Consider the following 12,200-nt stretch of genomic DNA (forward strand, 5'->3'; position numbering starts at 1 on the left):
GTCACGGTCTCGGTGGTGGTCACCGGCTGCGTCGTCGTCACCGTCTCGGTGGTGGTCACCGGCTGGGTCGTCGTCACGTTCTCGGTGGTGGTCACCGGCTCGGTCGTCGTCACGTTCTCGGTGGTGGTCACCGGCTCGGTCGTCGTCACGGCCTGGGTGGTGGTCACCGGTGCTTCAGTGGTCGGCGGCGTGGTCGCCTGCGGCGGGGCAACGGTCGGAGCCGGCTGGGTCGGAGCCGGCTGGTCGTCGCGATCCTCGGCCGCCGGTTCCGGCGTCGGGGTCACTTCGGGGAAGCGGTCTTCGGGGGTCGGGCCGGGCTCGGGCTGGTTCGGCAAATTGGCGCCGAACTGGGCCGGGGGAATGTCTGTCGGGGGAACCGGCTGCTGCTGTCCGTCGGAACCAACTTCGATCGGGTCAATGGGGGCGCGGGCGCCGAACGGATCGATCCCGAATTGGGCGCCACGGCCCAGCAAGGCCTCGCCGCCGCCATCGGCCAGCGCGGCGATTTCATTTTCGCGGAATCCGCTTTGCACGTTGGCCAGGTCGGAATTGTCGCCCACCGATTGCTCGGCGTCGCGATGTTCGACCGCACGCTCCTCGCCCTCGGGCAGACTGTCCCGCAGCGCGGTCAAATCATCGAGGATCTGGGTATCCAGCTTCTGTTCGTTGCTGAGTGATCCGGTTTCGGGAGCGTCTTTGTTTTCGTCGGCCATGGTGGTACCCCTAGGGACAGCATTCCACCATCCATCCTAAACCCCCGGGCGGAAAGAACAACGCGGCCAGGGGTTACAACGAAAACCGGGCGATCGAGGCATTTAACGCCCCCATCGCCCGGGTAAATTCGACTTGCGCACAAGCCGCTATCGTCACCGTTCGTGGAACGAACTCTTCAGCGACACGAAGACCGGCTTGAACAGATACTGGATCAGGACTTTCTCGCCGGTGACGATGTCGGCATCCACCGACATGCCCGGCAGCACCATGTTCTGGTTCTCGGCCGGCCCCATATAGGGCCGGGCGATCTGGACGATGCCGCGGTAGAACGGCTTCTTGTCGTTTTCTTCCATCAATGTGGTCGGCGACACCTTGATCAGGGTGCCGGGCAGCGTGCCGTAGCGATTGTAATCGTAGGACGACACCTTGACCTTGACCGGCTGGCCGATGGCGACATGGCCGATATCGGCGGTGGAAATCTTGACCTCGGCTTCCAACACTGCGTTCGACGGCACGATGCGGGCCAAGGTGCCGCCGGCGGCCAGCACCTCGCCGATGGTGTGGACCCGCAAATCCTGCACCTGGCCGGCGACGGGCGCCTTGATCTCCAGGCGGGTGACGCGGTCTTGCAGCTTGGTCAGGGCGTTCTTGACCTGCTCGGCCTCGTTGGTCACCGAGCCCAGTTCGGAAAGCGCGTCCTGTTCCTGGGTGGCGCCCTGGCTGGCCCGGCGGCGTTCGACCTCGGACAGCGCGTCGGTGGCGACCTTGATCTGCTCGGCGATGCGGGTGACTTCGCCCTCGGCGGCGACCTTGGCGCGCGCGGTTTCCAGATAGGTCTGACGCGACACCACGCCGCTTTGCGCCGCTTCCTGGCGGATCACCGTCTGGTCGGTGGTCAGGCGCAATTGCTGCTGGGCGATGGACAGCGCGTCGCGCAATTGCTTGACCTCTCGGCGCTTCTGGTCGATCTGGCTGTCGATGACGTCGATGGCGCTTTTGCGGGCCATCAACTGGCCTTCGTACAGGCGCTGCTGGTCGGCGGCCAAATCGGCATAATCGGGGGTGACCTTGGCGAAGTCGGGCTTGCGCCGCTCGGTCACCGCCTTCAGGCGTTCGGCCCTGAGCAGCAATCCGTAATAGCGCGCCAACATCTGCTGGTGTTCGGAACTGGCGTCGGCGGCTTCCATGCGCACCAGCACCTGCCCTTCCTCGACCTTCTGGCCATCGACAACTAGAATATCGGCGACCACGCCGCCTTCCAGGTGCTGCACCACCTTGATCTGCCCGGTGGGGATCACCTGGCCGGGCGCCGCCGAGATCTCGTCGATACGCACGATCGAGGCCCACACGATGAACAGCACCAGCAAGGCGGCGGCGGTGATCAGGCCGCTGCGGACGAAGGATGGCAGGCTGGCTTCCTCGAACAGGATCGGCTCGGACAGCAACTTGCGCTGACGGCCTCCCCGGGCGATCACCAACTGGGTGCCGGGCGCCGAGGCCGCGGCGGAATTGGATTCGCTCATCGCAGGTTCCCCATGATCACGTTCTTCAGTTGCTCGAAGGTGCCGACCTCGCGGACATAGCCGTCTTCCATATAGACCACCGCGTCGGCGGCGCGCAGATGGCTGGGCCGATGGCTGACGATGATGATGGTCGAGGTCTTGCGCAATTGCTCGATCGCCGCCAGGAAGATCTGATCGCCTTCGTAATCCAGGCCGTTGCCGGGCTCGTCGAACAAGATCAGCGGCGCCGGCTTCAGATAGGCGCGGGCCAGGGACAGGCGCTGGCGGAAGCCGTTGGGCAATTGCTCGCCCTGGCCGTCCGAGATGCGGGTGTTGAAGCCTTCCTTCATGGCCATGATGTCGTCATAGACGCCGGCCAACTGGGCGGCCCAGCGCAATTCGTCCTCGTTGGCGATCGGATGGCTGAGCCGCAGGTTCTGGGCGATGGTGCCGAAGAACAGATCGCAACGCTGCGGCGCATAGGACACCAGCGAGCGCAGGTCCTGCGGGTCCAGCTGGCGGATATCGACATTGTCCAGCCGCACGCTGCCGGCTTGAGGGACGTACAAGCCGGTGATCAGCTTCAAAAGGGTCGACTTGCCGGCGCCGTTGGGGCCGGCGATGGCCACCACCCGCTTGGGGTCGATCTTCAACGACACGCCCAACAGCGCCGGGTCGGCATCGTTGGAATAGCGGAAGGACACACGGGCGAACTGCAGTTCACCCTGGAAATTGCGGGTGGCGTTGCGCGGCAGCGCCACATCGTGCTCGGTCTTCAGGCGCATCAGCCCGTCGATCTGCTTGATGGACGCGACCGCCCGATAAAGGGTGGTGATGGACAAAAAGCCGGTCTGCAGCGGAGAGATCAGCCGCCACAGGATCATCATCGCCGCCACCACCGCGCCGGTGCTGCTGGAGCCGTCGAAGACCCGGGCCACCACCGTCACCAGGGCGGCCAGGCCGGTCAATTGTCCGATGGCCTGCGACAACACCGCCAGGTTCGACGTGACGTGCTGCGATTCCAGCTCGGCGGCGACGAACTTGCCCGACAGCAGCCGGTAGCGGTCGAACCAGCGCGATTCGGCGCCGGCCTGACGGATGGCGCGCATCTTCGACAGGGCATCGGCCAGGAATTCCTGGCGGTTGGTGCCGTGCTTCGAGGCATTTGTGGTCTGCGCCACCATCTTGGGCTGGGTGACCACACCCAGCAGGGTGAAGGCCAGCACCGAGATCAGCAGCACCACCAGCAGGGACGGCTCGATCGCGCCCAGCACCACCACGAACACCAAGGCGGCGGGAATCTCGTAGAACACCAGGGCGATGGCGCCCAGGAACAGCTCGCGTAAGGATTCGAAATCCTTCAGGCGCGACAGTTGGCTGCCCACCGTCACCTGCTCGGTGGCCCAGGCCGGCAGCGCCAGGATGCGGCGAAAGATCGCCGAGCCGATCAGGAACTCGCCCCTGGCCCCGATATAGGAAATCACCCGGGCGCGCAGATGACGCACCAGCCAGTCAATGGCCAAGGCGCCGACCAGGCCCAGGAACAGGAACGGAATCAGCCCCACATCGCCGCTGGGGATGATGCGGTTGAACACCGCCATGACGAACAAAGGCGGCACCAGCACCAGAAGGTTGATGCCGATGGTCAGAACCAGCGACAGCCATACCAGCGAACGGAAACGGCCGAACACCCGCTTCATCCAGCTGCCGGCCTCGGCCTCCTCGACGGCGTCGTCGGCCTCGCGGAAGACGTGGATCTGGCCGGAAACCGCCGAAGCCGGCACATGCTGGGTGGTCAGCGTGCGGCCGTCGAAGCAGAAGAATCCCTGCCCCTCGTCATAGCGGACCAGCACCAGGGCGTCGCCGTCATCGGGCACGAACAGGCACGGCAGGATGCGCGGATCGACGCCGTTCAGCTTGAGATCGATGGTGTGGCAATTGAAGCGCAGGTTGGCCATCACCCGGCGGAAGCCGGCAATGTCCAGCGAGCGGGCGAAATGGGGCAGCGCCTCGGCCAACTGCCGGGCCGAGCCGCGCCAATCCATGGCCTTCAACAAGGTCGGCAGGCACAGGGTCAAGTCGGACAATTCGGGGAAACGCTCGAGCACCGTCGCGGTCATGCGTTCGTCCGGCAACGGTCGCGCGACCGGCACCAGCTCGGCCTTGGCGCCCGACGGCGCGACCGGCTTGGCCTGAGGTGGAGGCGCGGCCTTGATGGCCGGGGCGTCGGCGGTGACGGTCTCGACCTTGGCGGACTCGACCTTGGCGGGCTGGGCCGCGGCCGGCTGGGCCGGAGCCGGCAAGGCCGCGGCCGGGGCTTCGCCCTCCAGGGTGATCTTGCCATCGATCAGGTTGAACACCCGGTCGGCCAGCTTGACCAGCGACGGCCTGGGGGTCACCAGGATCATGGTCTTGTGGCCCTTCAGGCTGACCAGACATTCGCGCAGCAGCTCGTCACCGGCGGAATCGATGGCAATGTTGGCCTCGTCGAACAAGATCACCGCCGGGTCGTGCACCAGGGCGCGGGCGATGGCGATACGCTGTTTGATCCCGGCCGGCATCGATTCCGAGGCCGAATTGCCGACCGGGGTGTCGTATCCCAACCGCATGCCCGACACCACCCGGTCCAATCCCAGCATCGCCGCCACTTCATAGGCGCGCTCGACCAGGGCCGGGTTGAACATGGTCAGATTCTCGAGGATGGTGCCATCGACCAGCACGCCCTGTTGCGGCAGATAGCCGATGCGCTGCGACACGCTGGACGGCGAGAACTGCGCCAGATCGAACCCATCAACCGAGATCGTTCCTTCGCTCGGCAACAACTGACCGGCCATCAAGCCCAGCAGGGTCGACTTGCCGCTGCCGTTATCACCGACGATGGCGACGCATTCGCCGGCCTTGATGTGCATCGACACGCCCGACAGAACCGATTTGGGCATGCCGGGATAGGTCAGGGCGACATTGTCGAGGCGAACCTCGCCTTCGACCTTGGGCAGGATCGGCTGGGCCTGCTCGCGGGCGCCCAGGTCGAACAGCTTCTCGATCTGCTGGCGGGCGACGGCGAAGCCCTGGAAACGGATCCAGGTCCCCAACACGCCCTGCAACGGCTGCAAGCTGCGCCCGGCCAGCATGATACAGGCGGCCAGCGCACCGGGGGTCATCGAGCCCGCCACCACCAGGCCGGCGCCCACGCCGACCACGGCGATGGTGGCCAATTGCGCGAACAACTGGCCGATATTCAGCGCGACCACCGAATGCTTGGCGCTGTCGTGACTGTGTTCGACATTCACGTCCTGCAGCAGCTCGTAGCGGCGCTGCATCATCTCTTCCATCGCCATGCTCTTGACCGAATGGATGCCGGTCAGGGCCTCGGCCAGAAAGCTGAAGCGGCGCTCGTCGAATTCGGCGCGGCGGCGGATGTCGTCCCTGACCTTGCGGCCGTTGCGGATGGCGACCAGGGTGAAGCCGCAGACCAAAGCCACCGGCACCATCGCCAGCCAGCCGCCCAGCAGCGCGATCAGGGCGATATAGACCACCACGAATGGAACGTCGAACAGCGACAACAGGGCCTGGCCGGAATAGAACTCGCGCACCTTGGCGCTGGCACGCAGGCGTTCCATCAGCACCGTCGGGCCGTGCGCCTCGAAATCGGGCAAGGGCGCGCGCAGCAAGCGCTTGAATGCCTCGCACGACAGCCGGTGCTCGAAGGCGGCGCCCAGCCAGCCGGTGACGTAATTGCGCCCCATGCGCACCGCCGATTCCAACACCATGGCCACCACCACGCCGACGGTCAGCATCCCCAGGGTCGACATCGACTGGTGCGGAATGATGCGGTCATAGATCTGCAGCAGCATGATCGGCAGGGCGAGCGCCAGGATATTGATGACGGTCGAAGCCAGCCCAAGCTCGGGCAGCAGCTTGCCGATATCCGACAAGCGAAAGAAATCAGTATGAGATTGCTCGGACGTTGTTTCTCGCGTTACTTGTGCCATCGACCACTACCTGCTGGCGACACCTGTTGTCTTCACCTGACCAAGCGCCGCAATCGAACACTTCCGACGCTTGGAGGGTGGTGGATTCCTTGCGCCATTTCAAGCCCGGAACCTTCAATCGACACTTTTCGTTTCAACGCATTACCCGGGAACACTTGTAACACCGCATGAAGCGTATCATAGTAATTCGGGGTAAATTCAGCGGGCGAATTCGACAATGACCTTCCGTGTCGTCGGTACTGGCGCAGAACAGGGAACAGCCGTGGACGAAAAGACCAAGGATGTCGGCCTGCGCCCGCCACACTCGGCGGGCGCGGTGGCGTTGACGGGCAAGGGTGGCGCGATCGAGGCCGGCTCGATGGACCAGTTGCTGGACCGCCTCGAGGCGCTGTCCTTCACCTTCGAGGCGTTGAACGCCAGCAGCCGCACCTATGCGGCCGAGGCGGTGCTGGAAACCCTGGCCCGGATGGAACGGCGCGACCTGCAGTCGCTGGCCGCCATCGAGACGTTCGCCAGCGCCTTGAAGACGGTCAGCCAGCATCTGGCCGGCCTGCGCAACGCGGTGCAGAACGCCGCCCACGACACTGCCGCCGGGTTCGAACATATCAGCCAGCGGCTGGACCGCCTGGAAATGAAGTCGGGCAGCGCCGGCCCGGTCGTCAGCAGTGACCCCGGTGTGCTCACCACCATCGCCGAGCGGCTGAACCATATCGAGCAATTGATCGAAGACGAGTCCGAGACGGCGCTGACCCAGGTCGATCTGTCGCCGATCGGGCAACAATTGGAAACCATCGCCCGGCGGGTCTCGCGGGTCGAGGGCAAGGTCGATACCCTGCCGTCGGCGGTCGGCAAGAGCCAGCAGCCCGACCTGGGCCCGGTCACCGCCCAGTTGGAAACCATCGCCCGGCGCATGTCGCGGGTCGAAGGCAAGGTCGACAAGCTTCCGGTCTCGCTGGTGGTCCCCGACACCGCGCCGGACCTGTCGCCGATCACCGCCCACCTGGACGCCCTGGCCCGCCATATGTCGCGGGTCGAAGGCCATGTGGTGGCGATCCCCGACGCGATCTCGGGCTCGATTCCCAACATGACCCCGGTGGCCGAACTGCTGCGCAACGTGGTCGATCAGATCGCCACCGTCGATCACCGGGTCGCCGCCGTCGACAACCGGGTCGCGGGGGTCGATACCAAGGTCTCGGCCATCCCCGCGGCCATCGTCGGGGCCAAGCCGGACCTCAAGCCGGTCAATTCCCAACTGGAAACCATCGCCCGGCGGATGTCGCGGGTCGAGGGCAAGGTCGAGGCGATCCCGGCGGCCATCACCATTCCCGCCGTCGATCTGGCTCCGCTCAACGAGATGCTGCAGACCATCGCCCGGCGGGTGTCGCGCATCGAGCGCCGCATCGACGAGACCCCGGCGGTCGAGCCGGTCAATCTGACGCCGCTGCACGATTTGCTGCAGCTGATTTCGCAGCGGATCGCCACGGTCGAAGGCCGCACCGATCTGAAGAAGGACCTGGCGGCGCTGAAGCCGTTCCTGGGAGCGATCGAACAGCGCCTGGGCAACATGGAAGCGGGCCTGGGCCTGGCCATGGATTTGGACCCGTCGATGATGGACGCCCCGCCGGTCGCCCCCGTCGCACCCGTCGCCCCGGCCAAGCCGGCCGCAATCGTTTCGCCGGCACCGGTCGCCCCGGTGGTCGCCCCGGTGGCCGCGCCAGCTCCTGCCCCGGCTCCGGCTCCGGTCCAGAAGGCACGGCCGCAGACGCCACCCCAGCCGCCAGCTCCGGTTCAGGCTCAGGCGCCCAATCCGGCACCCAAGTCGGCCAAGAATGCGCAGGCCGCTCCGGCGCCTGCTCCTGCCCCGGCTCCCGCCGCCGTCGCGGCCCCGGCTCCGGCTCCGGCGCCGGTTCCCGTCCCGCCTCCGGTCGAAGCCACCGCCGAGACGCAGGCCGAACCCGTCGCAACCGCAGCTGCGGCTCCCATCGCCGAAGAAAGCGTCAAGATTTCGGAACAACCGGCGACGGCTCCGGACTCCTCGGACAAGCTTGATCACGCACCGACGCAAGCAACCGATTCCGAGGTCAAGATCGCCGTCGCGACGGCCCCCGAGCCCGGCCCGGCGACCATGCCCGAACCCGCAGCAGAAGCGCCCGCCGAGGTCGCTATCGCGACGGCGCCGGAACCGGAACCGGAACCGGAACCGGCGCCGGTGGCCGAAGCCGCCGTCGAGACCGCCGTCGAGACCACCGTCGAGACCAGTGCCGAACCGACCGCACCCGCCGCCGACAGCTCGGCGCAACCTGCCCCGGCAGCGGTGACGCGCCAGCGCGTCGATCAGTTGCTGGAACAGGTCTTCCGCGTCCTGTCTCGCTGAGCGCGGGGCGCGGTCATGCGCATGAGCGCGCGCCCCCCCACCCCAAGCCCGGCAGATCAGGCCGACCAAGGCGACCTGACCTTGCGTCAGCAGGAAATCCTGGCGCTGGTCCGCGCCGGCAAGGGGAACAAGGATATCGCCAACGAACTGGGCATCGGCCTGGGCACCGTCAAGCAGCACGTCGTCGCCTTGTTCCGCAAGCTCAATGTCGCCTCGCGCGCCGAGGCGATCAGCCGATCCACGGGCCTCGATTGGCAGGCCCACCGCGGCAGCGCGGCGATCTTGTCGATGCCGGCCGACGACAGCCTGATCGAATTGCGCCCGACCTGCATCTTAAGCGTCGGGGCCACCGCCGCCGATGGCGGCCCGGCCGGCGACCAGGCCTGGCGGGCGCTGAACCGCACCTTGTCGGCGCTTGCCGCCGAGCACGATTGCACCGTGGTCGCCCTGCCCGGCATCGGCATCGACGTGCTGTTCGGCCTGCATCGGGTCGGCGAACACGATGTCCGCACCGCGCTGGCCATGGCCCAGGCGGTCGCCCTCCAGACCGATCCGGGATTCGGCTGCGTGCGGGCCGGGCTGGCCTCGGGCTTCCTGGTGGCCAGCATGCACCGCCATGGCGGCTGGACCGGGGAAAGCGTCGCCGGCCACGCCATCGCCCGCGCCCGCGACCTGCGCGATGGCGCCGCGCCCGGCACCTTGCGCACCGACACCGCGGCGCGGCGGCTGCTCGCGTTCACCGGGATGGACGTCAACAGCCTGGCGTGGCTGACCGACGATTCCTTGGGCTTGACCCGGCGGCCGTTCAAGATGCCGCCACCGCCTCGCCCGGCCCGTCCCCTGGTCAACCGGATCGACGAATTGCTGGCGCTCCGCGACGCCTATGATGCGGCCAAGGCCGCCGGCACCGGGATGACCGCCCTGGTCGAGGGCGAGGCCGGCATGGGCAAATCCGCCCTGTGCGAGGCCTTCGTCGCCGCCATTTCCGCCGACATGGGGACCCGCCTGACCTGTCGGGCCGGCACCGAGAACGACAGCCTGCTGGAAGGCCTGGTGGCGCTGGGCCGGCGCAAGGGAAGGCCGCCGTCCAATCCCGGCCTCGACGACGCCCGGCAGGGCCTGGAGCGGGCCTTGGCCGCCGGGCCGGTGCTGGTGTTCATCGACGATTCCCAACGCGCCACCGCCTTGGAAGCCGAGCTGATCGCCCTGTTGGCCGAGACCGCCACGCGCGCGCCGCTGGTGGTGCTGATCGCCGCCCGCCGGCTGCGCCTTGAAGGCGTGAATTGGTCGGCGCGCCTGCGCATGACCCGGCTGGCCCATGACGAGATCGCCGCCATCGTCGCCGCCGAGACCGCCGACCGCCTGAGCCCCGCCACCCGCCAACAGATCGCCGACCTGGCTGAAGGGGTGCCTTTGTTCGCCGTCGAACTGGCCCGCTCGGAGCTGATGTCGTCCGGTCTGCATGACGGCGCCCCGACCCCGCCGATGAGCCTGGTGACCCTGGTCCTGTCACGCATCGATTCCCTTGGCCTGCATCGTGGCCTGCTGCGGCTGGTGTCGCGCGCCGAGGATGTGACGGTGGAACGGCTGAAAAGCCTGTGGCCGGCCGAGTATGGCGATTGCGACCATGAGGTGAAGCGCGCCGTCGAGGGCGGCGTCTTGAAGGTCGAGGCCGGCCGGGTGGCGATACGCCATCCGCTGGTTCGCGAAGTGTTGAAGGCCGTTCTGCTGGCCGGGCGCGGCGCGCCTTGGGCCGAGAACGGCGAGAGTTAGCAAGGGGAATTTCCTGCCGATGAATCGCCTGACATGGAAAACGGGAACGGCCTTGGCCGCGTTGCTGGTGGCATCGTGCACCGTCGGCCCGGACTATGTTCACCCCGAAACCCCGGTGCCGGAATCGTTTCGGACCTCGGGGGACCAGCCAAGCCTGCCGCCGCCGCCGACCCGCTGGTGGACCGAGTTCCAATCACCCGAACTCAACAGCCTGGTCGACGAAGCGCTGGCCAACAATCACGACCTGCGCGCCGCCGTCCAGCGCATCGCCCAGGCCGAGGCCAAGGCCGGGGTCGAGGCCGGTGCCCTGCTGCCAGACCTGAAACTGTCCGGCTCGGGCACCGCCCGCGCCCCCAAGGGCGGCGTCGGCTCGGTGCAGACCTCGACCACCGAGACCGAACGGTCGGACCGCACCTATCAGGTCGGGTTGAAATCCAGCTACGAGTTGGATTTCTGGGGCAAGAACCGCAAGGCGATGGAGGCCGCCCTGGCCACCGCCCAGGCCAGCGTATTCGACCGCGAGACGGTGGCGATGACCCTGGTGTCGGATGTCGCCACCGCCTATTTCCAATATCTGCAAGGCTGCGACCGCGTCCTGGTCGCCGAGGCCAATGTCGACAACATGAAGCGGGTGCTGGAGAAGGTGAAGCGCCGCCGCGCCGTCGGCGAAGGCAGCGACCTCGAGGTCGCCTCGCAAAGCGCCATGCTGTCCCAGGCCGAAGCCACGCTTCCCATTCTCAACCTGGCCCGCGATCAGCAGTTCCATCGCTTGGCCCTGTTGCTGGGGCGCGCCCCCAACGACCTGAAGCTGGGCTGCCGGCCGCTGGCCAGCGTCGCCATCCCCACCGTCCGCCCCGGCCTGCCGTCGGAATTGCTGCTGCGCCGCCCCGACATCCGCAAGGCGGAATCCGACATGGTCGCCGCCAACGCCAATATCGGCATGGCGCGCGCCAAGCTTTACCCCAGCATCTCGCTGACCGGCGAACGCGGCTACGGCAGCAAGGAGCTCATCAACGTGATGAGCCCGATCAGCATGTTCTGGACCGTCACCGCCTCGCTGGCCCAGACCTTGTTCGACAACGGCAAGACCCAGTCGGAAATCGCCTATTACGAGGCCCGCTGGGGCGAACTGGTCGAGACCTATCGCAAGAGCATCTTCTCGTCGTTGCGCGACGTCGAGGACGCGCTGTCCTCGGTACGCCACTATGCCGACCGCGACGAGGCCAGCACCGCGCGGCTGCGCCACGCCCGCGAGGCCAAGCGCTTGAGCGAGCGCTCGTTCGGGATCGGCATCATCGATTACCTGACCGTTCTGGAAACCGAGCGCACCCAGTACAATGCCGAGGACGAGCTGGTGCAGGCCCGTTTCGCCCGCCTGACCGCCGCCGTCAACCTGTACAAGGCGTTGGGGGGCGGGCTGGAAGAGCCGCCGCCGCCCACCGAGACCCCCGCCGCCGAAGGCCCGAAGGAGACCACCGATGCCAACGGCTAAGCCGATCCGCCTGGCCGTCCTGGCCGCGACCATCATCGGGCTGGGGGCGTGCAGCGAGACCACCTTCCGTCGCAGCACCCTGCACCATGTCCAACTGGACGGGCGCGAGATTTCGGTGTCGTGGATCCGCATGCAACCGGAAGAGGTCGAAGTGGTGGCGTGGGAGGCCAAGACCTTCGAGTGGGTGCAGTCGCCGGCGACCCAGCGCCTGGACCGGGTGACCGCCGCCCGCGCCGCCGAGACCGTGGTCGACCAGTTGTGCTGGCACGGCTTTACCGTCGCGCCGACGCCGGGCACCTATGCCGAGGGCCACCACGCCTTCCGCTATCGCTGCCTGCCGGCCCAATAGGATC

At 67.0% G+C, this 12,200-nt stretch carries 6 protein-coding genes and 1 pseudogene; 4 read left to right on the forward strand and 3 right to left on the reverse strand.

Annotation, left to right across the window (positions count from 1 at the left end; all coding sequences use genetic code 11):
- From MTBLM5_RS08085 to MTBLM5_RS08095, 3 genes and pseudogenes are all read right to left on the reverse strand, one after another.
- A pseudogene (locus tag MTBLM5_RS08085) lies at positions 1-713 on the reverse strand (hypothetical protein); the annotation flags it as partial.
- Between the two features lie 153 nt (positions 714-866).
- Entirely contained in the window at positions 867-2,237 is a 1,371-nt protein-coding gene (locus MTBLM5_RS08090; protein WP_173975448.1) for an HlyD family type I secretion periplasmic adaptor subunit, read from the reverse strand.
- Positions 2,234-6,151, reverse strand: a complete 3,918-nt coding sequence (locus MTBLM5_RS08095) for a peptidase domain-containing ABC transporter (RefSeq protein WP_173975450.1) — start codon at positions 6,149-6,151, stop codon at positions 2,234-2,236. The genes MTBLM5_RS08090 and MTBLM5_RS08095 overlap by 4 nt, the downstream gene beginning before the upstream one ends.
- Before the next feature lie 319 nt (positions 6,152-6,470).
- On the opposite strand from MTBLM5_RS08095, the gene MTBLM5_RS08100 reads away from it, so the two are divergent.
- From MTBLM5_RS08100 to MTBLM5_RS08115, 4 genes are read left to right on the forward strand one after another with little or no spacing between them, the layout of a single operon-like run.
- A complete protein-coding gene (locus MTBLM5_RS08100) occupies positions 6,471-8,582 on the forward strand; it encodes a hypothetical protein (protein WP_173975452.1) in 2,112 nt (703 codons plus the stop codon).
- 21 nt (positions 8,583-8,603) lie between these two features.
- Positions 8,604-10,355, forward strand: a complete 1,752-nt coding sequence (locus MTBLM5_RS08105; RefSeq protein WP_217424999.1) for a LuxR C-terminal-related transcriptional regulator — start codon at positions 8,604-8,606, stop codon at positions 10,353-10,355.
- Positions 10,356-10,374: 19 nt separating this feature from the next.
- Complete coding sequence (locus tag MTBLM5_RS08110; RefSeq protein WP_173975457.1) at positions 10,375-11,847, forward strand: efflux transporter outer membrane subunit; 1,473 nt, start codon at positions 10,375-10,377, stop codon at positions 11,845-11,847.
- Positions 11,834-12,196 carry a hypothetical protein gene (locus tag MTBLM5_RS08115; RefSeq protein WP_173975459.1) on the forward strand — a complete coding sequence of 121 codons (363 nt, stop codon included), beginning with the start codon at positions 11,834-11,836 and terminating at the stop codon, positions 12,194-12,196. Before MTBLM5_RS08110 ends, MTBLM5_RS08115 begins: the two co-directional genes overlap by 14 nt.
- Positions 12,197-12,200: the final 4 nt, after the last annotated feature.

This window comes from Magnetospirillum sp. LM-5 (genome assembly GCF_902729445.1).
Taxonomy (GTDB): domain Bacteria; phylum Pseudomonadota; class Alphaproteobacteria; order Rhodospirillales; family Magnetospirillaceae; genus Magnetospirillum.

What these genes read in the sequence shown, in the direction of transcription:
- MTBLM5_RS08115 (WP_173975459.1), top strand. Translation starts at nt 11,834, where the DNA reads ATGCCAACGGCTAAGCCGATCCGCCTGGCCGTCCTGGCCGCGACCATC.
- MTBLM5_RS08090 (WP_173975448.1), bottom strand. Translation starts at nt 2,237, where the DNA reads ATGAGCGAATCCAATTCCGCCGCGGCCTCGGCGCCCGGCACCCAGTTG.
- MTBLM5_RS08110 (WP_173975457.1), top strand. Translation starts at nt 10,375, where the DNA reads ATGAATCGCCTGACATGGAAAACGGGAACGGCCTTGGCCGCGTTGCTG.
- MTBLM5_RS08105 (WP_217424999.1), top strand. Translation starts at nt 8,604, where the DNA reads ATGAGCGCGCGCCCCCCCACCCCAAGCCCGGCAGATCAGGCCGACCAA.